We start from the raw sequence: 24,312 nt of genomic DNA on the forward strand, positions 1-24,312 counted from the left end.
TTTCAGCCTGGCGCGCCGTGCAGGTCGATCACTTGCGGCGGCTGGCCGCGTAAAGCGCGATCGCCGTCGCGTTCGAGACGTTGAGGCTGGTGATCGTGCCGGGCACTTCGAGCCGCGCAACATGGTCGCAAAGCTCTCGCGAGCGCTGGCGCAGGCCCTTGCCCTCGGCGCCCATCACCATCACCAGCGGGCGGCGCAGGGAGACGTCGTCGAGCGCGACATCGCCGTCCGAATCGAAGCCGATGCGCAGGAAGCCGCGCTTGCCGAGCGTATCGAGCGCATCGCCGAGATTGCGCACGGCGATCAGCGGCACATGCTCCAGCGCGCCGGAGGCCGATTTCGCCAGTACGCCGGTCGCGGCCGGGGAATGCCGGATCGTGACGATCACGGCCGCGGCAGCGAAGGCTGCGGCAGAGCGCAGGATGGCGCCGACATTGTGCGGATCGGTGATCTGGTCGAGCGCCAGCACGACGCAATCGTCCGGCAGGCTGTCGAGATCGGGCGAGGGCAGGGGATCGCAGACGAGATAGAGGCCCTGGTGCACCGAGTCGGGGGTGAGCAGCCGGTCGATCTCGGAGGGGCGCACGATCTCGGCTTCGAGCGGCAGGACCTCGACTTGCTCCTGCAGGCGGCGCAGCCCATTCTCCGTGGCGAGCAGACGCCTGTGGCGCCGCTGCGGATTCTTCAGCGCCTCGATGACGGGATGCACGCCGTAGAGCACGGCCTCGTCGATCTCGCCCGGCCGGTGCGGCGGCGGGCCGTCGGGGCGGCGGGCGCCAGGTCTGCCTCCGGCGGGCCTGGCATGTTTCGGGCGGAACGGCGGAGCCATCGCTCTCTCCAGTGATTGCCGGATTGCCGTGCCACGACGCGGCGCGCTTGGCCAGCGCGAACCACCCTTTTGCCAACAGATCCGCGAGGACAGGAACCATGATGCCAGGCGAGACGGACAGGCTGATCGCGATCACCGGAGGGCCGGGTTCGGGCAAGACCAGCCTGATCGAAGCACTGGCGGGGCGCGGTCACGCGGTGCGGCCCGAGGCCGGGCGCGCGATCATCCGCGACCAGCAAATAATCGGCGGCCGGGGACTGCCCTGGGCCGATCCTGCCCTGTTCGCCGAGCTGATGCTGGCAGCCGACCTGCGCAGCCATGCCGAGGCGCTCGCGGGGCGGGAAAGCGTGTTCTTCGACCGTGGCGTTCCCGATATCGCCGGGTATCTGGCACTCTGCGGCCTGCCGATTCCCGACCATGTCGAGCGGGCGGCGTGGCAGCTGCGCTATCGCCGCACCGTGTTCATCGCCCCGCCCTGGCGGGACATCTTCACGCAGGACGCCGAGCGGAAGCAGGATTTCACCGAGGCGGAGCGGACCCACGCGATCATGGCCGAGACCTATCCCCGCTATGGCTATGAACTGATCGAACTGCCCCGTGCGAGTGTTGCCGAGCGGGTCGCCTTCATCGTCGGTCACGGGCATGCCGGGAATTGACCGGTTGTGGACTGATTTTTCGTATCTCGCGCGCGTTCGTTTCGCTCACCGCCCCGATCGGGCAGTTGCCCTTGCGAGCCCTTCGGGCTCGGCCCCGCTTCGGCACGGCGCCCCATCACAACGAATTCGCGCCATCCGCCTTTTTGCCGTTGACAGGGCGCGGCCCGGTCACCATAAGTCCGGCCGCGCCTACCGGTCGTCGCGAAAGTGACATATCGGTGGCCCTGGGCTCACAGAGCCGATCAAGGGCGCAGGCGGGGGAATGTCCCGAGCGGCAAAGGGGGCGGACTGTAAATCCGCTGGCTATGCCTTCGCAGGTTCGAGTCCTGCTTCCCCCACCATTTCCGATCAGACTGCGAACCGGCCAGCAGCCTGGCTTCGCAAGTTGCTGGCGAAGCTGCCTCTTCTGCGGATGATCCTGATTTTTCCGGCTCGACGACAATGCTGTCGGCGAATGTGATGCGGAATCACGCTTACTTGGGAGCATTCAAGCGCGGGAAGGGCGCCCGCCGGATCGCCTCTCCACGGCGGCGATATAGGCGTCGCGTGAAGGGCTCAGATGGTCGCGGCACAGGCTGACGAGCCGTGCTCTGTCGCCAGCGGCGATTGCCGCGATTATGGCTCGGTGCTCGTCGCGCGCGAGAGCGAGATGCTGGTCGCTCCCAGCGGTGATCGAGCGCACCCCATGGACTTTCTGGGCCATGGCCTGGATCAGTTCGACGAGATGCCCGTTGCCGCACGCCCCGAACAGCGTCTCGTGGAACGTCATGTTCGCCCGAAACGCAGCGCGGGCGTCGCTGTTGGCCACCGCAGCGCTGTGGGTGTCCTGGATGTCCTCGAGCCGCGAGACGAGGCCGGCAGGCGCGGGGAGGGGAATCTGCTCGGCGGCCAGCGTTTCGAGAGCCACCCTGACCGAATAGATCTGGCGGACGTCCCCGGGGTCCAGCAGCCTCACGACAGCGCCGCGGTTGGGAACGCGCTCCACCAGCCCGACCCTTTCGAGCTCGGCCAGCGCCTCGCGCACGACATGGCGCTTCACCTCCAGCCGTTCGGCCAGGTCTTCCTCCACCAATCGCTCACGGGGCATCAGCCAGCCGAGCACGATCTCCTCTTCGAGCGTCGCAGTGATGCTGCGGACGCGGTCGGTCGTCTGGAGCTTGAGCAATCTCGCGGACATGTCCCCTTATATCTCTTCAACAGTATTGTTGACAATCTTGGCAACGATATGCATCCGATGATGCATGACCCAGCACGACGATGATACGCCGCCTCCCGGCCCTGCTGCGCGTGGCATGCGTCGCAATCTCGCGACCTATGGCGACCCGGGCTTCTCGCTGTTCCTGCGCAAGGCCTTCATCAAGGCGGCCGGATTCTCCGATGACGCGCTCGACCGGCCGATCATCGGCATCACCAACACCTTCAGCGATTTCAACCCCTGCCATGGCAACGTGCCGCGCCTGATCGAAGCGGTGAAACGCGGCGTCATGCTGGCCGGCGGGCTGCCGATGGAGTTCCCGACGATCTCGATCCACGAATCCTTCGCCAACCCGACCTCGATGTTCCTGCGCAACCTGATGGCGATCGACACCGAGGAGATGATCCGCGCGCAGCCGGTGGATTCCGTCGTGCTCATCGGTGGCTGCGACAAGACCGTTCCGGCGCAGCTCATGGGCGCCGTCAGCGCCGACGTGCCGGCGATCCAGCTCATCACCGGGCCCATGCTGGTCGGCCATCACAAGGGCGAGGTGCTCGGCGCTTGCACCGATTGCCGCCGTCTCTGGGGGCAGCACCGCGCCGGCCAGATCGACGAAGCCGAGATCGAGGTGCTGAGCGGGCGCCTTGCCCCGACCCAGGGCACCTGCATGGTCATGGGCACGGCCAGCACGATGGGCTGCCTTGTCGAGGCGCTCGGCATCGCGCTGCCCGGCACAGGCACCATCCCCGCCACCCATGCCGACCGGATCCGCGCGGCCGAGGCCAGCGGGCGCGAAGCGGTGCGCCTCGCCAAGGGTGGGCCGAAGCCGAGCGAACTTTTGACCGAGGCCGCCTTCCGCAATGCGCTGACCGTGCTGCAGGCGATCGGCGGTTCCACCAACGGGCTTGTCCATCTCGCCGCGATTGCGCGCCGGGCCGGCCTGAGCATCGACCTGGAGGAGTTCGACGCGATCGGCCGCAAGGTGCCGGTGCTGATCGATCTCAAGCCCTCCGGCGACCATTACATGGAGCATTTCCACTGGGCCGGTGGCGTGCCGAAGCTGATGAAGGAGCTGGGCGAGCATCTCGACCGCTCGGCCGCCACCATCGACGGCCGCACCATCGGCGAGATAGCGGACGCTGCCGAGGAGGTGCCGAACCAGAGCATCATTCGAACGGCGCAGAGTCCGGTGAAGCCGACCGGCGGCATGGCGGTGCTGCGCGGCAATCTCGCGCCCGGCGGGGCGGTCATCAAGCACTCCGCCGCTTCGTCCGCACTGCTGACGCATACGGGCCGGGCTGTCGTCTTCACCTCGGTCGAGGACATGGTCCGCCGCATGGATGACCCGGGCCTCGACGTGAAGGCCGACGACGTCCTCGTGCTGACCAATGCCGGCCCCAGAGGCGCGCCCGGCATGCCCGAGGCAGGCTACATCCCGATCCCGAAGAAGCTGGCCCAGGCCGGCGTCAAGGACATGGTCCGGATTTCGGATGCCCGCATGAGCGGCACGGCCTTCGGCACCATCGTGCTGCATATCACCCCGGAATCCGCCGTGGGTGGCCCGCTCGGGCTCGTTCGCGATGGCGACCTGATCAGGCTCGATGTGCCCGCGCGGACGATTGCGTTGCTGGTCGACGAGGTCGAACTCGCGCGCCGCAAGGCAGAATGGCACCCGCCGGCGCATCTTTCCGAAGCGTCGCGCGGCTACCGCCATCTCTATCTGACCACCGTCCTGCAGGCCGACGAGGGCTGCGATTTCGATTTCTGCTGAACGGCCTCCGCGAAGCGACCGGAGGCGACGCCACCTGCGACATCGATAAGGTCAACGTGCTTGCCGGCGTCGGGCGGCGCGTCGTCGAGGCCGGCAACCGTCATCCCCGGCAGAAGGGGACGCCTGGTCCATCAAACGAGGGACGCGGAGCCTGACGGTTTCCGGCGTGATCGTGCGAGGTGAACCGCACGGATACGCGCTGGATGGAACGTCCCGATCGCCCTGTCACAACGCAGCCCGAAGAGGGCTGGCCGTCTTCGGCGGTCGCGTTGCAACGCCAGCAGCGCAGGGCGAAGCGCATTATGGAACGCATCGCGCTCTTCGTGATCGCGGGGCCGGTCTGCCTGGCACTGCTCGCCTTCCTGATCTTCTGGCTCGGATCGGATTCCGGCTGGGCGCTCCTCGGACTTCCGCTGATCGCGCTCGCGGCGCTGGTCTCGCTGGCGCTGCCGCTGCTGGTTCCGGCGCTGTTCGTCCTCGGAGCCTGGGCGCTCTTCCGCAGCTATTACAAGAAGCCTCCGGCGGCACCTGCCGCGGCACTGGTTTCCTCCGATGCTGCTTCGCCGCTCGTGACAGAAGTCGCCCTGCTGGAGGCCTTGCGCGGCAAGCTCGCAATCGAAGCCCGGCGGCGGACGCTGCTCTTCGTCCCACTCGGCCTTGCGGCGGCCCTGCTGCTGTATTGGCTGATGATCGGAAGCAGTGGCTCCTCGAAGGGCTCGCCTTTCGTCGCCCTCGTCATCTTCCTGGTGATCGGCGGCGGCGGAGCGTGGATCTGGGCGGTCGGGGTTCCGGGAGGCCGCTACCGGAAGGCCTTCAAGGAAAGCCTGATCCCGCGCCTGCTCGCGGCCCATGGCGAGCTGGTCCACAACCTCGGGGCGAAGCCCGATCTCAGCCGTGCCGTCGCGCTCGGCCTTCTGCCCGCCTATGACGATCTCGATGCCGATGACGGCTTTACCGGGCGCTATCGCGGCCGCCCGATCACGATCAGCGAGATCGCGGTTACCCGCAAGGCGGGCAAGAGCAACCAGACATTGTTCCAGGGGCTCTATGTCGAGCTCGGCGTCTCCACGCCGTTTCGCGGCACGACGATCCTGCGCGACCGGGACGGCCAGCAGCCCGGCAACGGCTTGCAGAGGCTGCGCCTCGAAGACCCGGTCTTCGAGGAGGTCTACGCGACATGGTCGAGCGATCAGGTCGAAGGCCGTGCCGTCCTGACGCCGGCGGTGATGGAGCGGCTGCTCGTGATGGCGGACGGCCAATCCTTCCTGCCGCCGCTCTTCCTGGTCAGCGGCGACAGGATGGTGTTTGCGCTTCCGACCATCATTCCCGGCGCACTGTTCGAGCCCCCCGGCCTCGAGACCCATGTCGCGGCACAGCAACTCGCCAGCCTCGAAGCCGATTTCGCCCGCGTCTTCGCGCTCGTGGACGCGATGATCGACATGCATGTCGCCGTGCGCGCGCCGCACGAGGCGCTTCCTCCTTCGCCCACACACCCTGCCGGGAGCCCGCCATGACCCTGTTCCTGATCCTGCTCGCGCTCGCCGCCGGCATCGTCCTCTATGTCTGGTATGCGGCGATCGTGACGCGCCGGAACAAGGTCGCGGAGACGCTGGGCGGCATCGACGCGCAGCTCCAGCAGCGCCATGACCTGATCCCGAACGTGCTCGCCATCGCCCGCCGCTTCCTCGAACACGAGAAGACGCTGCTCGACCAGATCACGGCGCTCAGGACGCAGGCGCTGCCGCAGATCGGCGAGCGCGATTTCGGGCGGATCGCCGAGAAGTTCAAGGCGGAAGCCTCACTCGGCGCCGACATGACCCGACTGTTCGCGGTGGCGGAGAGCTATCCCGAGCTGACCTCGTCCGGGCCGATGATGGAGGCCCAGCGCAGCTATGCCGAGGTCGAGGCCAACATCGCTGCGGCCCGGCGCTTCTACAACAGTGCCGTCGGCAATCTCCGCAACGCGGTGCAGATCTTTCCTGGCGGCCTGCTCGCCGGGGCGGCCGGCGTCGGCACCCTGCCGCCGTTCTACGAGGCGGAGGCCGCAAGCCGCGCTCCGGTTTCCGCAGCCGACCATCTGTGACAGCCAAAGAGGTGTGACGATGCCCCGTTCGCTAAAGCTCTTCACGCTCCTGCTGACGCTGCTGCTCGCGCCGCTTGCAGCGGCGGCGCAGGATCATCCGCTGCTCGGCCGCTACAACGATTCCAAGCAGGTCGGCTACAAGGTCGACGCCTATGACGAAGCCCGCATCATCACCGGCAAGATCAACGAGCGCGGCTCGACGGCGCAGGACGGGCCGGGCTGGGCCCTGATCGAAGGCAAGATCACGACGCTCTACTACATCCTGCCTGCAGGCCGGACGAGCCTGGAAGCCCAGCGCAACTATGAGGCCGCGCTGAAATCCAAGGGCTTCGAGATCGCCTTCACCTGCTCGACGGAAGGCGGAAGCTGCTTCAACGAGGGGCCGTTTCCCGGCCTTTTCCTCGGGCTCGCGCTCGATGGTCGGGTCGACATGCCCAAGCTCCAGCTCGGCGATCTCGTCCGCAATTACTTCGGCAAGGGCAATGGCCGCTATCTCTACGCCAGGCTGAACCGGCCAGCCGGGACGGTGCATGTCAGCCTGGCCTTCTCCGATGACGAGAGCCGGGGGCGGGCGGTGATCGCCCGCGTCATCGAGAGCACGACGATGGATACCGGCATGATCAAGGTCGTCGAGGCCGACGAGATGAGCCGGAACCTCGATGCCCAGGGCCGGATCAATCTCTACGGAATCCTGTTCGATTTCGACAAGGCCGAGATCAAGCCGGAATCGCAGCCGCAGCTCCAGCAGATCGCGGCGCTTTTGAAGCGTAATCCGACGCTCAGGCTCGATGTCGTTGGGCATACCGACGGGCAGGGCGGGGCGGCCTACAACCTCAAGCTCTCCGATGCGCGCGCCTTTGCGGTGGTCGCCGATCTCGCGATGCGCCACGGCATCGACCGGACGCGCCTCAACCCCGTCGGCAAGGGCATGGACCAGCCGATCGCCTCCAACGCCGACGAGGCCGGCCGGGCGCAGAACCGCCGGGTCGAGTTGGTGAAGCGATAACGTTCTGCGAAAGGGCGGCGTCGTTGCGGGCATCGCCCGGAACAACGCCGCCCTCATCGGGGAGACAGCGCTTCAGATGTTGTGCAATTCGGCGATGAGGATGGCTTCCCAGTCCGTATTGTTCTTGGCCTCGCCCTTCGCCGGCCACTGGATGTGGATATGGGTCAGGTGCTCGAAGGCGATCCGGTCCATGGGCTTGGCGGTCGGCTTGGCAAACCGGGTCTTGTAGATGCCCTCGGCATCCCATTCACCTTGGTCATAGACCATGAGGTTCCAGGCCATGTCCTTCTGGCAGCGCAGGAAGGCATCGACCAGCCGATAGCCGATCTCGCGTTCGCTCGACCATTTCTCGAAGTTGGGCGGCTCCCAGGCGTAGATGATGATGTCGAGGGCGCGCCCCGTATTATGAGCGTCGTCGGCTGCGCCGCGGCCGGCTTTCTGCAGGCGGCCCTTGCGAACCTCCTTGCGGGTTTCCTTGTCGTAATGGTCGAAGGCGAGCGACTGGAGCACGCCCGGGCCATGTGCCTTGAGGACGCGCTCCAACGCTTCGACGGCTTTCGCGACCATGGCGCGACGGGCCTCAGCGCCTGCCGGGCCGTCCGCGGCGCCCCCAGCGGCGCGCGGCGGCGACGCGATGGCGCCACCATCCGCCGGCGCGTCGACGGTGGGTGAGGCGCCCCACCAGCAGCGAGAATTCGGCGTCGGTTTCAGGGGCTGCCGCGAGGGCTTGGTCGAGGGACAGGCGCGACGGCGCGGCTTCGGCAGGCGCTGTCAGCGCTGCGGTGGCGCCACTGGCGACAAGCCCGGCGAGGGCGATCAGAAAATCACGGCGTTGCATGGCAGAATCTCTCCTGTGAAGGGTGAGATGCTGCGCCTCCTCCGTTCGAAATAAGTCATCCAAGTGGATGAGATCGTTGAATTTTATTACTAGCGCATGCGGCAAGAACGCCTCAGGTTCCTGGCGGCGACTTCGTCTCCCAGCGTCGAGCCTTCGCGCCAGTATTCGCAAGCCTTGGTGCGGTCGCGCGGCACGCCCTGGCCGTTGGCGTAGAGCACGCCCATGTTGGTGTAGGCGCCCGGCGTCTTCGCGGCGATGGCGCGCTGGTAGTAGTCGCGCGCCTTGGCATAGTCGCGCCGGACGCCGCTGCCCTCCGCATACATCGCACCCAGCTGGACCAGGGATTCGTTGAGCCCGGTTCCGGCGGCACGCTCGTAGAGCGCCATGGCGAGGCCGGAATCGCGCTTCACCCCGGCGGCGCCGCGGCGCAGGATGCTGGCGAGATCGTGCATCGCCCCGGCATGGCCGAGTTCGACCGCCTTGCGCAGATAGGTGACCGCATCGGCGGTGTTGCCGCTTTTCTGGATCGCGCGGCCGAGCTGGAAATAGGCACGTCGCGGCGCGCCAGCCGTATCCACCGCCTTGCGGCAGGCGCGGATGGCGGCCCCGGCATCGATCGCCGCGAAGGTGACGCCGGGGACGCTTGCCGGCTTCTCGGGATCGGCCGCAGCGGCCGCGGCACGGTCGCAGGCCTCCAATTCGGCGGAGGAGCCGGCGGTCGGATCGGCATTGCCGATGACGACGGCGCGACCGGACCCCTGGTCGACGGATTTCGGGATGGGGACAGCGCCCTTCAGGCTCGCGATCCTGATCTCGGCCAAGGCCTTGTAGATGCCGGTGAAGCGGCCAGCACCGACCTGGTCGAGATAGGCCTGGTACATGGCGGGATCGCTGCTGGACTGGATACTCTGCCAGAAGATGTCCTCGGCCGAGAGCTGCGCCTGCGCGATGCGCAAGGGCGCCGGGGCGGCGGCCAGGGGAAGCGTGCCGCCTGCCAGGGCCGTCAGGATCAGGGCGAGGGAACGTGCGGACGACATGGCTGCTTCCTTCGTCATCGGCTTGCCGGCTCCGTGCCGGCGTCTCGTCTGCGGGCGATCGGCGGCGCTATCGCCCGGCGCAATTGGCTTTCTCCCCGGCGATGGAGGCGGCGTTTCCGGCCGCTGCACCTTGCCTGAACAACTCACAGGCCTTGCCGATATCCCTGAGGACGCCCCGGCCGTTGAGATAGGCGGCGGCCAGCTCCGGATAGACCGTCGGCTCCTGAAGCTTGAGCGCGAGATTGTAGAAGGCGACGGCCTTGGCATGGTCGCGCCCGGTGCCTTGCCCATTCGCATAGATCAGGCCGATGCGGACGACCGCGCCGCTGATGCCGGCATCGGCGGCACGGTAGAACAGGGCGAGCGCGCGGGCTGCGTCGCGGGGCCTGTCCTGACCGGCGAGAAGCTTGTCGGCCAAGGTGTAAAGGGCGAGCGGGTGGCCGAGATCGGCTGCCTTCTGCAGGAAGCGAGTGGCGTCGACGCGGTTGCCGTTCGCCTCATAGGCGCGAGCGAGCTGGTAGAAGACGCGCCGGGGCGCCGCCTGCGCATCGGCTGCCCGCGCGCAGGCGGAGATGGCTTGGATGGTGTTGGCGGCGCTCAATTCCCCGCCTGGGATGTCGGCCGGTTTCTCGGTGTCGCGGCTGTCGGCGGCAGTGCGGTCGCAGGCGGCGATATCGGGATCGCTGGATGGCGCCGGGGACGAGGCGGCCGGAGGCGGCTTCGGTGGCGCCATCTCGGTGCGGGCCGGCGGGGAGGGCGCGCCGCCGCGCAGCGCGATGAGACGCAGTTCGGCGAGTTTGCGGTAGGTGCCGCTGAAGGTGTTGCCACGGACCTGCGCGAGATAGGCCTCGAACATGGCCGGCTGCATGCTGCCCTCGATCGATTGCCAGAAGACGTCCTCGGCGGCGCCGGGCCGGGGCTGTCGAGGCGCGGGCGCATCGGATTGGGCGAGGAGCTCCGGCTTTGCGGCCGGCAGCGCGCCGGTCAGGTTCACGCGGCCGACGATGCCGTCGTAATAGGCCGGGATCTGCTCGTGGCCGATGCTGCGGGCGAGATCGCGGACCTTGGCCTGCGTCTCCTTGGCGATGTCGATCAAGGTGAGGTCGGTGCGCTCGACCAGGGGCAGGAAGCTGCGGACGAAGATCGAGGTCGCCGCCGGATCGTTCGGCGAGAGCTTGTCCAGCGCCTGCTGCTTGGAGCCGGCCGAGAACATGATGAAGACGCCGTTCGAGGCATCCATGCGGGCGAGCCCCTGCGAGCCGACGAGCGCGCGCGTGCCGGGGCGGGCGAAGGGATTGTTGCGGCAGGCATCGAGAATGGCGACCACGGTGCCGGCGCCGCGTGCCTGCAGGCGGTCGATGATCTCGGCGGCGTTGAAGGCGGCGTCCTTGACGAGCCCGGATTCACCTTCGCGGGCAGCGGGCACGTCGACCGGCAGCAGCCAGTTCTGGCCGTCGATCTCGAAGCCGTGGCCGGAATAATGGAAGAGCACGGTGTCGCCGGGGGCGATGCGCCCCTCGATGGCGGCCAGCGCGCGGCTGATCTGGCGCTGCGTGCCGTTCTCGACCAGCTCGATCTCGAAACCGGCGCGCTTCAGGGCGGCGCTCATCGCCCGCGCGTCGTTGACGCCGGCGCTCAGCGGCGAGATTTCCTGATAGGCGTCGTTGCCGACGACGAAGGCGAGCTGTTTCGCCAGAGCGGCCGCGGGCAGGCCGATCGCAGCGAAGGCCGACAGGAGCGTGCCGGCGACCCAGGCGATCCATGAAGGGCGATCTCTTGCCATCCTCCGATGGATGCAGGCCGGACCTCCCGCTGGCTTCCTTCATTTGAACGATGCCGTGCGTGAATGCGGGAAGGGCGGAGCGAGGCGTGCCATCCCGAGGTGGTTTTTGGCGTGCTTCCCAGGGCCGCCACGGGCTATTCGCAAGGTTGCCTGATACGCGGGCGGCGGCGACAGAGGCGTCATCGCACTGGATTCCCGGTCGCGACGGCGGCATGCTCCTCGAAAATCCGGATCGGAGCGAGGAGCAGTTCATTGGATATCACGCGCGCAGGCTCCCGGCCTTCCGGGAAGGGGCCCTCGGACTGGTTCACCGGAGCGGTCCGGATCGATCCGCTCTGCAATGCGCATGCGGCCGAGCGCGTCCAGGGCGCCAGCGTCACCTTCGAGCCGGGCGCCCGCACGGCCTGGCATACGCATCCCCTCGGCCAGACGGTGATCGTCACGGCCGGCCTCGGCCGTGCGCAATGCTGGGGCGGGCCGATCATGGAAATCCGGCCCGGCGACGTGGTCTGGTTCCCGCCCGGGGAGAAGCACTGGCACGGTGCCTCTCCGGCCACGGCGATGACGCATATCGCGATCCAGGAAGTTCAGGACGGCAAGGCCGTCGACTGGATGGAGCAGGTCTCCGACACCCAATATGGCGGGTAGCGACAGTCGCGGTCACTGGCGCGCCTGCTGGGGAGCGCTCGTATCTTGTGCTTTTATTTTGTTGCGAATTGGATCATTGATATATGCGTGGTTTAACGCCTGCGTAACCTTACGAGAGAGTCATGCGACCCGAACGCGTGCAACGGTTTCCCGCACCTGTTCACGCCCCCGGCTTCGGCCGACGGCCGCAAGCGGCGAACGATAATGAACCGGCGAATTCCGAAAGCATCGCGAGCATCGTGATCGGCCGCTCCCTGCTCGTCGGGGCGGCGCTGCTGGTCATCGCGTTTCTCGCCGGCTGGGGCTTCTGGCTCGGCCGTGCCGTATGGCGCCATTTCGCCTGACCGGGTGCCGATGCGGCCTGCCGGTTCGCCGATCAGGGGCGGGCTGCCATGCGCTTGCCACGCGCCTCGCCGCGCGGCCCGATGATCCCGGCCGTTGATCCTGCACCGGCTTCTTCCGAAAACCGCATGCCACGTTTCAGGCCGATGCTTCAGCGGGCGTTGGCGAAGGCCTTCCGGCTCAGAACGGTCCGGAACAGGATCCGGATGTCGAGCCAGAACGACCAGTTGTCGATATACCAATGGTCATAGGCGACGCGCCCGGCCATCTTGGCGTCGGTATCGGTCTCGCCGCGGAAGCCGTTCACCTGTGCCCAGCCGGTGATTCCCGGCCTGACATTGTGGCGGCGGGCATAGTTGGCGATCTTGCGTTCGAATTCGACATCATGTGCCAGCGCGTGGGGGCGCGGGCCGACGAGCGACATGTCGCCGGCGAGGACGTTCAGGAACTGCGGCAGCTCGTCCAGGTTGTAGCGTCGCAGCAGATGGCCGAGGCGCGTGATACGGGGATCGTTGCGTTTGGCCTGAACGACGACCTTGCCGTCATCGGTGGTGGTCATCGTGCGGAACTTGAAGATCCGGAAGGCCTGCTGATTGAAGCCGTAGCGCCGCTGGCGGAAGAGCACGGGACCGGGCGAATCGAGCCGGATCAGGACCGCGATCAGGAGGAGGAGCGGCAAGGTCAGGATGATGCCGCAGGAGGCGGCGACGATGTCGAAGGCGCGCTTGGCCGCGACTTCCACCGTCGAGAGCGGCTGGCGCGTCAAGCGCAGGCTCGACAGCGTGCCCGTATGCACGACATGCGCATTGCCGAAGCGTTCCATGATCGGCTCGGGCGCGAGGTGGATCGCGACCGGCAGGTTCATGAAGGCGTCGACGCAGGCCGTGATGGCTTCCTGCTCGGACCAGGGGACGGCGATGAAGACCGCGTCCGGTCGCGTCATCCGGCAGTTCGCGACGGCGGCTGTGAGATCGGCGGCAAGCGCGGCTTCGCCGCCCGATTTCAGAAAGGCGACGTCGGTGACTGCGAAGCCCATATGCCAGGGCTTGTGCCGTGAAACGAAGGACATGATGTTCGCTTCCCGCCCGATGAGAAAAGCGCGCTCGGCGGTGATCCGTCCGCTCCGGCTGCCGGCGGCGACCAGCCGGACGACGGCCGAGCGGGACAGCGCAATGACGGGGATGCCGCAGAGATAGGTCGCGACCATCACGATGCGTGAATAATGGTCCGCGATCTTGGCGAGGAACAGCAGGGCCAGGAAGGCGACGAGGGTGATGTTCCAGACGGCGAAGGCCGAACCCATCTGTCCCCGTGCCGAGAGGTAATTCGCGATCTGATAGCGTCCACGCATCAGATTGACGAAGACGAACAGCGTCGCGAGCATCGCCGCCAGCTCCCGCGTGGAGCGGTCAACGCCCGGCAGGCCGGTCGCGCCGAGGTGATAGGCGAAGGACACCGCATAGACGAGGGAGGCGACAACTGCCGCATCGCAGGCCGCCGTCAGGGGGCCGAGCCAAAGCCGCCCGAGACCCGCATAATTGTCGGGCAGAGCCTGCGGCATATCGCTCAGATCATTGACGCTCATCTCTCTCCCGCCCGGCTTGCGCATGTTCCGTAGCGGCACGATGTGCCGGTCTGGAGCATGGTGGGAGCAGAGTGGCAAGGCGCATGCCGCGGCGATGCGGGCCAGTTTGGCGCAGGTGAGGGCTTTTTTTGGGGACAAGGAAGCCTGTGCCGACAGCGTGCCGGCACAGGTTGTGCCAGGATGAATCAGGCAGGCTTGCGGAAGCGCTGCGCCATCGTGTCGAAGGTGGCGGAGAGGATGCTGCCGAGCGTTGCGCCGGCGACCTTCACGATCGCATCATGCGGCAGGCCGTGGCGGGTCTTTTCCAGCGTCTGGAGCCATTCGAGGCCGATGGCGAGGGCGACGATGCCCGCCAATACGAGCCAGCGCTGCCGCGGATAGGCGAAGGCGAAGGTCGCGCCGGCTGCAAAAAAGGCGAGGAAGCGCTCAAGATCCGCACCCAGCAGCGGAATATGCGGGCGCACTCCCAGCGGCGACAGCGTCGAGAACAGGATCGCCAGCAGCGCGGCCCAGCCCGCGAACGCGGCAAGGCGGCGAAGCTTTTCAAGCGAAGGAATCAAGGCCGGGCTCCGGACGAACAGCGAGACGGGCAGGCGAGACCGGGACCAGCGCCGGCAGAAGCGCGCGAAAGCCGGTTTTATGACAATGCAAAAACGACGAAGCAATGGCGGCGGCGAGAGTTTTGGCCGGGCCTTATGAATTTTCTCTTCGTCATGGGCTTTTCCGGCATCCAGGCCTTTGATCCCGCATCGGCTTTTCCTGAGAATCGCGGGATTGCTCCCAATTTTCATACAGTCGCATTTTCCACACGCGAACCGGTGCCCACTTCGCCCGAAAATGCTCTAGCTTGCTGACACATCGGCAGATGGGAGGCTTGATGACCGGGATTTCGACAGCGTCCGCGGCGGAGCGGATCGCGCGGGGCGGCAAGGCGATCTATGGCGTTCCGTTGGGCATCCTGATGCTGGAGGCGCGCTTCCCGCGGATTCCCGGCGACATGGGCAACGGCACGACCTGGCCTTTCCCGGTGCTGTACCGCGTCGTTGGCGGTGCCAGCCCCGAGAAGGTCGTGCTCAGGGGCGCTGCCGGCCTGCTGCCCGATTTCATCGAGGCGGCGCGCGATCTCGTCCGGCTCGGCGCCGAGGCGATCACCACCAATTGCGGCTTCCTCTCGCTCTTCCAGCGCGAGCTCGCGACGGCTGTCGGCGTGCCGGTCGCGACCTCGTCCCTGATGCAGGTGCCCTGGGTGCAGGCGACGCTGCCACCCGGCAAGCGCGTCGGCGTCGTCACGGTCTCGGCGGCGACGCTGACGCCGGCGCATCTCGAGGCGGCCGGGGTGCCGCTCGACACGCCCGTCACCGGTACGGAGAACGGGCGCGAATTCTTCCGCGTCCTGATCAAGGCCGAGAAGGACGACATGGATGTCGCGCTCGCCCGGCAGGACGTGGTGCAGGCGGCGCTCGATCTCGTCGCCGGCCACCCCGACATCGGCGCCATCGTGCTGGAATGCACGAACATGCCGCCCTATGCGGCCGATGTGCAGGCGGCGACCGGGCTGCCGGTCTACGACATCTATTCGCTGATCAGCTGGTTCCACGCCGGCCTGCGACCGCGCCGCTTCGGCTGAGCGTCACTCGCTGACGAGCTTGCGGGCGCGCAGCAGCGCCAGCAGCCCTTCGTCGCGGCGCTCTTCGAGCTGCGCGATCGTGCGCCCCGCGGCTTCCTCCGCCACGCCCTCGATGATCCGTTGCTGGACGTCTTCGTCGAGGGAAGGCGTCCCGAGGGATTGCCAGCGCCGGACCTGGCTCGGCCCGAGATGGGCGAGATAGCCGGCGATGCCGCCTTCGCCGCCGCCGAGATGGTAGGTCATGTGCGGCCCCATCAGGGCCCAGCGCAGGCCGGGGCCGTTGCAGAGCGCGGCATCGATCTCGGCGACGCTGGCGACGCCCTGCTCGACCAGGTAAACCGCCTCCCGATAGAGCGCGGAAGCCAGCCGGTTGGCGACATGGCCGGGCATCTCGCGCTGGAGGACGACCGGGCGCCGGTCGAGGCTGCGATAGAAGGCGGCGGCGCGATCGACGATCGCCTCATCCTCGCCGACGATCTCGACCAGCGGCACGAGATGCGGCGGGTTGAAGGGATGGGCGACGATCACCCGGCGCTTGTTCCGGCAATCGGCCACAATCGTGCTGCGCAGCAGGGCCGAGGTGCTGCTGGCGATGATGATCTCAGGCGGCAGCTCCGCATCGAGACGGGAGAGCAGCGCGCGTTTGGCGGATTCGTTTTCGGGGCCGTTCTCCTGAACGAAATCAACCCCTTGCAGAGCTTCATCGAGATCATTCGTGAACTGATACTGGCCGGTATTGGCCAGCCCGAGCGCGGCGAGCTGCTCGCGCGCCCGCTCGACCGTGTGGCGGAACTTCTCCTCCGCGCCGGGCGCGGGATCGTAGGCTGAAACGTTCAGGCCATGGCCCATGGCGAGCGCGGCCCAGGAACTGCCGATCAGCCCGGCGCCGATGACGGCGATGCGCTCGATGTCGCGGATATCCTGCATCAGTGGATCTCGGGCTCCGGCACCTTCGTCGTTCCCTCCAGATAATCGAAATCGCAGCCCTTGTCGGCCTGGCGGATATGCGCCGCCGACATCTTGCCCCAGCCGCGCGGATAATCGCGGTCCGGCGGCGTCCAGACGGCGAGGCGGGCGGCGATCTCGGCCTCGGTGAGATTGACCGAGATGCTGCGCGCCTCGACATCGACGCTGATGATGTCGCCGGTCTGCACCGCGGCGAGCGGACCCTTGATATAGGCCTCCGGCGCGACATGGAGGATGCAGGCGCCGTAGCTGGTGCCGGACATGCGGGCATCCGAGATGCGGAGCATGTCGCGCACGCCCTGCTTCAAGAGCTTCTTCGGGATCGGCAGCATGCCCCATTCCGGCATGCCGGGGCCGCCGACCGGGCCGCAATTCTTCAGCACCATGATGTGGTCTGCGGTGACGTCGAGATTCTCGTCGTTCACGGCTTTCATCATCGCATCGTAATGCTCAAAGACGAGGGCCGGGCCGGAATGCTTGAGCAGCCGCGGCTCGGCGGCGGAGGGCTTGATGACGCAGCCATCGGGCGCGAGGTTGCCCTTGAGCACGGCGAGGCCGTTCGCGGTCGATACGGGTTTGTCGAGTGGGCGGATGACGTTGTCGTCGTAGACCTTGGCGAGTGCGATGGTCTCGGCGATCGGCTTGCCGGTCACGGTCATCGCATCGGTGTGGAGCTTGCTTTCGAGCTGCTTCAGCAGCGCGGGCAGGCCGCCGGCGTAAAAGAAATCCTCCATCAGGAAATCGCCGGAGGGGCGCAGGTTCGCGACGACGGGGACATTGCGCGAGAAGGCGTCGAAATCATCCGGCGTCAGCGGCACGCCGGCGCGGCCGGCCATGGCGACGAGATGGATGATCGCATTGGTCGAGCCGGCGACGGCCATATGCACCGTCAGCGCGTTCTCGAAGCTCTTGCGGGTGAGAATCTGATCCGGCGTCAGGTCCTCCCAGACCATCTCGACGATGCGCTTTCCGGCAGCTGCGGCCATGCGGGGATGGGCGGCGTCGGCAGCGGGGATGGCGGAGGCGCCGGGCAGGGTGAGGCCCAAAACCTCGGCATGACTCATCATCGTCGCGGCGGTGCCCATCACCATGCAGGTGCCATAGGAGCGGGCGATGCCGCTTTCCATGTCCTTCCAGTCGCTGTCGGTGATATTGCCGGCTTCCTTCTCGGCCCAGTATTTCCAGACGTCCGCGCCCGAACCCAGCACCTTGCCGGCCCAGTTGCCGCGCAGCATCGGCCCGGCCGGGACGAAAATGAAGGGCAGGCCCGCGCTGCAGGCGCCCATGATCAGGGCCGGCGTGGACTTGTCGCAGCCGCCGAGCAGGACGGCCCCGTCGAGCGGGTGGGAGCGGATCGATTCCTCGGTCTCCATCGCCAGGAAGTTGCGATAGAGCATGGTCGTAGGCTTCTGATATTGTTCGGAAACCGACATCACCGGGATCTCGATCGGGAAGCCGCCGGCCGCCCAGACCGCGCGCTTCACCGCCTCGGCGCGGTCGCGCAGATGGGTGTGGCACGGGTTGATCTCGGACCAGGTATTGATGATGCCGATGACCGGCTTGCCCATGAACTCTTCATGGCCGAACCCCATCTGCAAGGCCCGCGAGCGGTGCCCGAAGGAGCGCAGGTCGCTCGCCCCGAACCAGCGCCAGCTACGCAGGGTCTCGGGCGTCTTGCGGGGGCGGGCGGACATGGGCTTTTCCTCGAATTCTTGTCGTTCTAACCGGCGCCGGAGGCGTGATCGGGCTTGACCCGATCATCTCGGAAACCAGTGTCATCTTGTCATGAGATTCTCGGGGCTGCGCTATGCTCCGCCCGAGAATGACGGCTCGTCACTCAGCGGCAGCCTTCACGGTACCCCAGCTCGACACGATGCCGCGCAGCTCTGCCCGCTCGGCCTCGTTCAGTTCGGGCAGGCCGGGGAGGCGGACCGGGCCAACATTCGTGCCGAGCAGGCCGAGCGCCTCCTTCACCACCGTGACATTGGCGCCGTTGCCATATTTGGTGCGCAGCTTCTCAAAGCCGGCGATGGCGTCGACCTCGCGACGGGCGGTGTCGTAATCGCCGGCTTCCAGAGCGCGCCAGACGGCGAGCGAGCGTTCCGGCGCGACATTGATCAGGCCCGAGGTGAAGCCACGGGCGCCGAGCGCATGGAAGGGCGCGGCCCAGCCTTCGGCGAGGCCGCAGATCCAGTTGGCGGAAGAGCCTTCCGTCTCGCGCACGCAATCGGCGAGCAGCATCATGTTGTTCGAGGCGAATTTCACGCCGGCGACGTTGGCGTGGGTCGCGACGCGGATCAGGTCCTTCACGCCGATCGCGTCCGAGCGGATATAGGCGACGAGCGGGATCGTCAGCGCTTCGGCGATGGCGAGGATGTAGTCGGCCTGGGATTGCGGGGCGGCGAAGGGGTCGAGCGGGTGATGCACCATCGCGGCATCGCAGCCGGCTTGGGCCGCCAGCTTGCCGGTCGCCACGGCTTCGCGCAGCGAGCGGCCGATGCCGGCGGTGACCAGCGCCTTGCCGGCGGCGGCTTCGGCAGCGGTCGCATGCGAGCGCTCCACCTCGGCCGTCGTCATCGGATAGAATTCGCCGGTATTGCCGGCCGAGACGATGTTGTGAATGCCGGCTTCCGCGATGCGCCGGACGATCCTGCCGGTCAGCGCCCAGTCGGCTTCGCCATCCGCCTTCCAGGCGGTGACGTGGACGCCGGAAATGCCGCGCAGCGCGCGGCGCACCTTGTCATTCGTCATAGTCCAGTCCCTCCGCATCCGCGCCGAAGACCAATCGTACATGGGCCTTCGCCGAGCGGACGATGTGACGGCGCATCCTGAGCTCGGCGAGCGCGGGATCGCGCGCCAGGAGCGCCTCGTAGATGTCCCGATGTTCCTCGAAGCCGCGGCGGCGCTCATCCAGCTCAGAGTGCAGGGCGATGCGCTGGGCATGGTCGTACATGCGCTGGCCGTCGAGCCGGCGTTCCAGATAGGTGCAGCCGGAGATGCGATGGATCGCGCGGTGATAGGCCTCGTTCAGCGCGACGAGATCTTCGAGGTCGCCATGTTCGGTCGCCTGCTCCATCTGGGCGATGAGCTGGCCGAGCTCGGCTGCGCCGACCTTGGTCAGATGGTTCGCCGCGATATGGGCCATGACGCTTTCGAGCGCGGCACGGCCGAGCGCCATCTCCAGCGCCTGACGGGGGGAGAATTCGACGAAGACGCCGCGCCGCGCCTCGGTCCTGACCAGCCCCTCGCTTTCGAGCTTGCGGATCGCGTCCTTCACCGGGGTGGTGCTGACGCCGAGCATCTCGGCGAGATGGCGTTCGTTCAGCCGCTCGCCATTGCGGAAGCGCCCGGCGACGATGGCGCGGCGCAGGCGCTCGTGGACATGCTCGCGCAGCGAGCGCAGCAGATCGGGAGCGACAGGTTCGACGGCAGGCTGCAACATGATTCTTCCGCGGCGCGCGGCCGAAACCGCCTCGTCGCGGTGGTCGGCCCTGCGCCATGAGCCATCAAGACAGCACAAAGCGCCGTGTGCGGCAATCTGAAATTTCAGATTTCAAACTCGCAATCCTGTGCTATCGCTTGGGGTAAGCGCCCGCCACGAGGTGCGAGCGGATTGGCCGCAACGGGAGGAACGAACCGATGAGCATTACACGCAGGACCGTCATCGCCGCCGCCTGTCTCGCCGCGGCAGGCCCCGCCTTCGCGCAGGGCGAGTATCCCGGCAGCAAGGTCGTCACCATCGTCGTGCCCTTCGCGGCCGGCGGCACCACCGACCTGCTCGGGCGCATTCTGGCCGATCGGCTGGGCCAGCGGCTCGGCGGCAAGTTCATCGTCGAGAACCGGCCCGGCGCCGGCGGCAATACCGGCGTCGCCGCCGTGGCGCGCGCTCCGGCCGATGGTTACACGCTGACCATGGGCACGGTGTCGAGCCATGCGATCAACCCGGCCGTCTATGCCCGGCTGCCCTTCGACCACATCAAGGATTTCGCGCCGATCTCGCAGGTGGCGAGCGTGCCGAACATCCTGATGGTCAATATCGACCTGCCGGCCAAGACCGTGCCGGAGCTGATCGAGCTCCTGAAGAAGAACCCCGGCAAGTACTCCTTCGGTTCGTCCGGAGCGGGCACCTCGACCCATATGGCGGCCGAGCTGTTCAAGGTCTCGACCGGGACCGACATGGTGCATGTGCCCTATCGGTCGAGCGGGCAGGTGACGCAGGACCTGCTCTCCGGCCAGATCCAGATCACCTTCGACAACATCACCATCGCCTGGCCGCATGTGCAGGCGGGCAAGATCCGCGCGCTCGCGACCGCGACGCCAAAGCGGCTCGCGGTTGCCCCGGACCTGCCGGCGCTGTCGGAGTTCATTCCGGGCTACGATGCCAGCTCATGGCACGGCTTCTTCGCGCCGTCGGCGGTGCCGAAAGAGATCGTCGCCAAGCTCTCGGCGGAGACGCAGGCGATCATGAAGGAACCGGCGGTGATCGAACAGCTCAAGAAGCTCGGCGTCGATCCGGTCGGATCGAGCCAGGAGCAGTTCACCGCCCATATCGCCTCCGAGACCAGGCGCTGGGCCGAGGTCGCGCAGAAGGCGAACGTCAAGATCGAGTGAGCCACAGCCCGTCATGCTCGCCCTTGTGGCGAGCATCCACGTCTGACCATTGGCCTCGGCGCGTAAAGACGTGGATGGTCGGGACAAGCCCGACCATGACGGCGAAGTTTCGGCTGGAAAATTGCATCAACGCTGCGGGGCGAAAGCCTTGGCCAGCGCGTCGGCATGCTTGGTCATCAGGCCGAGATCGGAGCCGACCGCGACGAAGCGATAGCCCCATTCGATATAGCGGCGCGCATCGGCCTCGGACGGCGTCAGGATGCCGGCCGGCTTGCCGAGCGCGGTCAGGCGCTTCACCGCATCCTGGATCGCGGCCTGGACTTCCGGGTGGCCGGGGTTGCCGATATGGCCGAGCGAGGCCGAGAGATCGGCCGGGCCGATGAAGACGCCATCGACGCCATCGACCGAGGCGATCGCCTCGATCTGGCTGAGCGCCTCGCCGGTCTCGACCTGCACCAGCACGCAGATCTCACCATCGGCGCGCTTGAGATAGTTCGGCACGCGCCCGTAATGGCTGCCGCGGCCGCTGACCGTGATGCCGCGGATGCCGGCAGGCGGATAGCGGCAGGCTGCAATGGCCCTGGCTGCCTCCTCGGCGTTCTGGACGAAGGGCACGAGCACGGCCTGCACGCCGATATCGAGCAGGCGCTTGAGCAGCACGGCATCGTTCCAGGCCGGGCGGACGATCGGGGTCGCCGTGCCACCCTTCAGGGCCTGCAACTGGGCGAGAACGTCGGGCGGCTCGTTGGGGGAATGCTCGGTATCGACCAGAATCCAGTCGAAGCCGCTCTGGCTGATGATCTCGGACACGATCGGGCTGCACAGGCTGCTCCACAATCCGATCTGAAGCTCGCCGCGCTTCAGCGCGGCCTTGAAGGCGTTGGCAGGCAGATCCACGGCTTTTCCCCCTCGGGCGAATGGTTGGCGACGCTGCCGAGCCGATCGAAACCGGCGTGGAGCGCGCCACCCTTGTTAGACCAGACCGAAGCGATGAAGGAACCCGACGCGAGGAGATGGCGGGGTTGCACCTTGATGACGCATGGCGCTTTGCGATGGCCGAATCGCTGGTAGGTTGCGCGGCATCGGAGACAAGCCACGCCATGACCACTCCCTCGCTCACCGAAGAGATCGCCCAGCGCTTCGCCCGTATCGCGCTGGGTCATGTCCGCCGCGAATATCCCAACAAGCCGGACCATACCCTGGCCGGGCCGCAGGACGCGCGGACGCCGAGCGAGCTGCATCCGGTATTCTATGGCAGCTATGACTGGCATTCCTGCGTGCACAGCTACTGGATGCTGGCCCGCTTGCTGCGCCGTCATCCGAAGATGGAAGCGGCTGCCGATATCGTCGCATTGTTCGACGAACAGCTCGTTCCGGAGAAGATCGCGGTCGAATGCACCTATCTCGCCCAGCCGACGGCACGCGGCTTCAAGCGGCCCTATGGCTGGGGCTGGCTGCTGAAGCTCGCGTCTGAGTTGCGGGGGCTGGATGACGGGCGCTGGGGCCGGGCGCTGGCGCCGCTCGCCGAGGCTTTCGCCCAGCGCTTCCGCGACTTCCTGCCGATTGCGACCTATCCCGTGCGGGTCGGCACGCATTTCAACACCGCCTTCGGCCTGCGGATGGCGGCGGATTACGCGGATGCGACCGGGGACGGCGCCTTCCTCACCCTGCTGCGCGAGACGGCCTTGCGCTGGTACGGCGCCGACGCGGACTGCCCGGCCTGGGGCGAGCCGAGCGGCGACGATTTCCAGTCCTCGGCGCTGATCGAGGCGGAATGCATGCGCCGCCTGCTGCCGGCGGAACAGTTCCTGCCCTGGTTCGAGCGCTTCCTGCCGCGCATCGCGCAGAGCGAGCCGGCGATCCTGTTCACGCCGGCGACCGTGACCGACCGGACCGATGGCAAGATCGCGCATCTCGACGGGCTCAATCTCAGCCGGGCCTGGTGTTGGAGCGCGCTGGCCGCAGCCCTGCCGGAATGGGACGTGCGGCGCCCGGTCATAGCGAACGCCGCAAGGCTGCATCTCGAAGCCGGGCTGCCGCATATCGCGGGCGACTATATGGGCGAGCACTGGCTCGCGACCTTCGCCGTGCTCGCCATCGAGGAGCGGTAAGCCGGTCGATGCGGCTCCGAATCACGCCGGGCAAGGAACATAAGGGATCTCATGCGCCGGAAGGACCGGCAGCGCTTTTAGCGATCAACCCTGAGTTTGCGTTTTCGCAAATAGGCGATCCGCCCAGCGGCTAAAGTTGCGACGCCAAAGGGGGCGGGGGCGCAACGATCCGCCGCGCCCGGTCACGCCAGGAGAAGCCAGCATGGCGCCCATTCCGAGGCTGAAGGCCTATGATGGACCTGCGCTGCTGTCCTACGGCTTCCGGCCGCTCTTCCTGCTGGCTGCGCTGCAGGCCGGGCTGACGATCCTGGTCTGGCTCGGCTTCGTCACCGGCCATCTCGTCATCCCCACGGCTTTCGCGCCGGTCGATTGGCATATCCATGAAATGCTCTTCGGCTATCAGGCGGCCGCGGTCGGCGGCTTCCTGCTGACGGCCATTCCCAACTGGACCGGGCGATTGCCGGTGCAGGGCGCGCCGCTGCTCGTGCTGGTTCTCGCCTGGATCGCCGGCCGTGTCGCGGTCGCGACTTCGGCGTTGACCGGATGGCATTTCGCGATGGCGATCGATGCGCTGTTCCTCATCCTGCTGGCTGGTGCGGCTGCACGCGAGGTCGTCGCCGGCCGCAACTGGCGCAATCTCAAGGTCGTCGTGCTGATCGGCCTGCTGCTCGCGGCCAATCTCGCCTTCCACCTCGAAGCGGCGCTGACGGGCGGGGCGGATTATGCCCGCCGCTTCGCCATCGCCACCGTGCTGATGCTGGTCGGGCTGATCGCCGGGCGTATCGTGCCGAGCTTCACGCGCAACTGGCTGGCGCCGCGCGGGGCAGGGCGCCTGCCGATCCCGTTCGGCGGCTATGACAAGATCGTGCTGGCGGCGAGCGCGTTCGCGCTCGGCCTCTGGGTTGCCCTGCCGGATACGCTTGCGAGCGGCATCGCGCTGGCGCTCTCGGCCGTGCTCCACGCCGTCAGGCTCGCGCGCTGGGCGGGCGATCGCACCTGGCGCAATCCGCTGCTCGTCATCCTGCATGTCGGCTACGCCTTCGTGCCGCTGGGTTTCGCGCTCTCGGCAGCGGCGAGCTTCGCGCTGGTCGGCCCCGGCGCCGGTTTGCATGCCTGGACGGCCGGCGCTTTCGGCACCGTGACGCTCGCGGTGATGTCGCGGGCCAGCCTGGGTCATACCGGGCGCCCGCTCGTCGCGACCGCGGCAACGCAGGCCTGCTACGC

General features: G+C 67.2%; 23 protein-coding genes and 1 tRNA gene. 11 read left to right on the forward strand and 13 right to left on the reverse strand.

All coding sequences use genetic code 11. The features are described 5' to 3' along the window. Nucleotides 1-28 precede the first annotated feature (28 nt). Entirely contained in the window at nt 29-829 is an 801-nt protein-coding gene (rlmB, locus tag BLQ70_RS08780) for a 23S rRNA (guanosine(2251)-2'-O)-methyltransferase RlmB (protein WP_061967105.1), read from the reverse strand. Nucleotides 830-930: 101 nt separating this feature from the next. Here rlmB and BLQ70_RS08785 point away from each other — a divergent pair, with 101 nt between their 5' ends. Together BLQ70_RS08785 and BLQ70_RS08790 are read left to right on the forward strand one after the other, a co-directional pair. Beyond that, a complete protein-coding gene (locus tag BLQ70_RS08785; protein ID WP_091856688.1) occupies nt 931-1,485 on the forward strand; it encodes an AAA family ATPase in 555 nt (184 codons plus the stop codon). A gap of 256 nt (nt 1,486-1,741) precedes the next feature. Then, a tRNA-Tyr gene (locus tag BLQ70_RS08790) sits at nt 1,742-1,826 on the forward strand. 146 nt (nt 1,827-1,972) lie between these two features. On the opposite strand, the gene BLQ70_RS08795 is transcribed toward BLQ70_RS08790, so the two are convergent. After that, a complete protein-coding gene (locus tag BLQ70_RS08795; RefSeq protein WP_244511948.1) occupies nt 1,973-2,650 on the reverse strand; it encodes a GntR family transcriptional regulator in 678 nt (225 codons plus the stop codon). Nucleotides 2,651-2,777: 127 nt separating this feature from the next. Here BLQ70_RS08795 and BLQ70_RS08800 point away from each other — a divergent pair, with 127 nt between their 5' ends. From BLQ70_RS08800 to BLQ70_RS08815, 4 genes are all read left to right on the forward strand, one after another. Further along, nucleotides 2,778-4,451: an IlvD/Edd family dehydratase gene (locus BLQ70_RS08800; RefSeq protein WP_425284567.1), complete on the forward strand. Its 1,674-nt coding sequence runs from the start codon at nt 2,778-2,780 to the stop codon at nt 4,449-4,451. A gap of 302 nt (nt 4,452-4,753) precedes the next feature. After that, complete coding sequence (locus BLQ70_RS08805; protein WP_170843352.1) at nt 4,754-5,965, forward strand: DUF3137 domain-containing protein; 1,212 nt, start codon at nt 4,754-4,756, stop codon at nt 5,963-5,965. Continuing rightward, nucleotides 5,962-6,534, forward strand: a complete 573-nt coding sequence (locus BLQ70_RS08810) for a LemA family protein (RefSeq protein WP_091856627.1) — start codon at nt 5,962-5,964, stop codon at nt 6,532-6,534. The genes BLQ70_RS08805 and BLQ70_RS08810 overlap by 4 nt, the downstream gene beginning before the upstream one ends. Before the next feature lie 19 nt (nt 6,535-6,553). Continuing rightward, the gene (locus tag BLQ70_RS08815) at nt 6,554-7,540 is read left to right on the forward strand and encodes an OmpA family protein (RefSeq protein WP_091856628.1); all 987 of its coding nucleotides are present in this window, start codon (nt 6,554-6,556) and stop codon (nt 7,538-7,540) included. Between the two features lie 72 nt (nt 7,541-7,612). On the opposite strand, the gene BLQ70_RS08820 is transcribed toward BLQ70_RS08815, so the two are convergent. The 4 genes from BLQ70_RS08820 to BLQ70_RS08835 all read right to left on the reverse strand — a co-directional run bounded on the left by BLQ70_RS08820 (nt 7,613) and on the right by BLQ70_RS08835 (nt 11,198). Beyond that, nucleotides 7,613-8,107 carry a hypothetical protein gene (locus BLQ70_RS08820; RefSeq protein ID WP_061967114.1) on the reverse strand — a complete coding sequence of 165 codons (495 nt, stop codon included), beginning with the start codon at nt 8,105-8,107 and terminating at the stop codon, nt 7,613-7,615. 13 nt (nt 8,108-8,120) lie between these two features. Continuing rightward, on the reverse strand, nt 8,121-8,378 hold the full coding sequence (locus BLQ70_RS08825; protein WP_091856629.1) for a hypothetical protein: 258 nt from the start codon (nt 8,376-8,378) through the stop codon (nt 8,121-8,123). Nucleotides 8,379-8,467: 89 nt separating this feature from the next. Next, nucleotides 8,468-9,415: a tetratricopeptide repeat protein gene (locus BLQ70_RS08830; RefSeq protein ID WP_170843353.1), complete on the reverse strand. Its 948-nt coding sequence runs from the start codon at nt 9,413-9,415 to the stop codon at nt 8,468-8,470. Between the two features lie 67 nt (nt 9,416-9,482). Continuing rightward, nucleotides 9,483-11,198 carry a caspase family protein gene (locus BLQ70_RS08835; RefSeq protein WP_091856631.1) on the reverse strand — a complete coding sequence of 572 codons (1,716 nt, stop codon included), beginning with the start codon at nt 11,196-11,198 and terminating at the stop codon, nt 9,483-9,485. A gap of 252 nt (nt 11,199-11,450) precedes the next feature. Between BLQ70_RS08835 and BLQ70_RS08840 the strand changes: the two genes are divergently transcribed. Continuing rightward, entirely contained in the window at nt 11,451-11,846 is a 396-nt protein-coding gene (locus tag BLQ70_RS08840; RefSeq protein ID WP_061967120.1) for a (R)-mandelonitrile lyase, read from the forward strand. Between the two features lie 493 nt (nt 11,847-12,339). Here the strand turns inward: BLQ70_RS08840 and BLQ70_RS08850 are convergent, their stop codons facing one another. Both BLQ70_RS08850 and BLQ70_RS25275 read right to left on the reverse strand, forming a co-directional pair. After that, nucleotides 12,340-13,773, reverse strand: coding sequence for an undecaprenyl-phosphate glucose phosphotransferase (locus BLQ70_RS08850; RefSeq protein WP_170843354.1), 1,434 nt, complete (start codon nt 13,771-13,773; stop codon nt 12,340-12,342). A gap of 185 nt (nt 13,774-13,958) precedes the next feature. After that, nucleotides 13,959-14,564: a hypothetical protein gene (locus tag BLQ70_RS25275; RefSeq protein ID WP_139163505.1), complete on the reverse strand. Its 606-nt coding sequence runs from the start codon at nt 14,562-14,564 to the stop codon at nt 13,959-13,961. Between the two features lie 86 nt (nt 14,565-14,650). Here BLQ70_RS25275 and BLQ70_RS08860 point away from each other — a divergent pair, with 86 nt between their 5' ends. Continuing rightward, nucleotides 14,651-15,400 (forward strand): aspartate/glutamate racemase family protein, encoded by a 750-nt coding sequence (locus BLQ70_RS08860; protein ID WP_091856689.1) that lies wholly within the window; start codon nt 14,651-14,653, stop codon nt 15,398-15,400. A 3-nt stretch (nt 15,401-15,403) separates the two neighbouring features. Here the strand turns inward: BLQ70_RS08860 and BLQ70_RS08865 are convergent, their stop codons facing one another. The 4 genes from BLQ70_RS08865 to BLQ70_RS08880 all read right to left on the reverse strand — a co-directional run bounded on the left by BLQ70_RS08865 (nt 15,404) and on the right by BLQ70_RS08880 (nt 19,808). Then, entirely contained in the window at nt 15,404-16,327 is a 924-nt protein-coding gene (locus tag BLQ70_RS08865) for a 3-hydroxyacyl-CoA dehydrogenase NAD-binding domain-containing protein (RefSeq protein ID WP_091856635.1), read from the reverse strand. After that, the gene (araD, locus tag BLQ70_RS08870; protein WP_091856636.1) at nt 16,327-18,060 is read right to left on the reverse strand and encodes an L-arabinonate dehydratase; all 1,734 of its coding nucleotides are present in this window, start codon (nt 18,058-18,060) and stop codon (nt 16,327-16,329) included. Before araD ends, BLQ70_RS08865 begins: the two co-directional genes overlap by 1 nt. A gap of 139 nt (nt 18,061-18,199) precedes the next feature. Continuing rightward, the gene (locus tag BLQ70_RS08875; RefSeq protein WP_091856637.1) at nt 18,200-19,117 is read right to left on the reverse strand and encodes a dihydrodipicolinate synthase family protein; all 918 of its coding nucleotides are present in this window, start codon (nt 19,115-19,117) and stop codon (nt 18,200-18,202) included. Then, on the reverse strand, nt 19,107-19,808 hold the full coding sequence (locus tag BLQ70_RS08880) for a GntR family transcriptional regulator (RefSeq protein ID WP_091856638.1): 702 nt from the start codon (nt 19,806-19,808) through the stop codon (nt 19,107-19,109). The genes BLQ70_RS08875 and BLQ70_RS08880 overlap by 11 nt, the downstream gene beginning before the upstream one ends. 197 nt (nt 19,809-20,005) lie before the next feature. Here BLQ70_RS08880 and BLQ70_RS08885 point away from each other — a divergent pair, with 197 nt between their 5' ends. Continuing rightward, nucleotides 20,006-20,977 carry a Bug family tripartite tricarboxylate transporter substrate binding protein gene (locus tag BLQ70_RS08885; RefSeq protein ID WP_061967131.1) on the forward strand — a complete coding sequence of 324 codons (972 nt, stop codon included), beginning with the start codon at nt 20,006-20,008 and terminating at the stop codon, nt 20,975-20,977. Between the two features lie 126 nt (nt 20,978-21,103). Here the strand turns inward: BLQ70_RS08885 and BLQ70_RS08890 are convergent, their stop codons facing one another. Further along, nucleotides 21,104-21,874, reverse strand: a complete 771-nt coding sequence (locus BLQ70_RS08890; protein ID WP_091856639.1) for an HpcH/HpaI aldolase family protein — start codon at nt 21,872-21,874, stop codon at nt 21,104-21,106. A gap of 203 nt (nt 21,875-22,077) precedes the next feature. On the opposite strand from BLQ70_RS08890, the gene BLQ70_RS08895 reads away from it, so the two are divergent. After that, the gene (locus tag BLQ70_RS08895; protein WP_091856640.1) at nt 22,078-23,088 is read left to right on the forward strand and encodes a DUF2891 domain-containing protein; all 1,011 of its coding nucleotides are present in this window, start codon (nt 22,078-22,080) and stop codon (nt 23,086-23,088) included. Nucleotides 23,089-23,290: 202 nt separating this feature from the next. Next, on the forward strand, nt 23,291-24,312 hold a 1,022-nt coding region (locus tag BLQ70_RS08900), incomplete at its 3' end, for an NnrS family protein (protein ID WP_091856641.1).

The organism is Allobosea robiniae (genome assembly GCF_900102525.1).
Taxonomy (GTDB): Bacteria; Pseudomonadota; Alphaproteobacteria; order Rhizobiales; family Beijerinckiaceae; genus Allobosea; species Allobosea robiniae.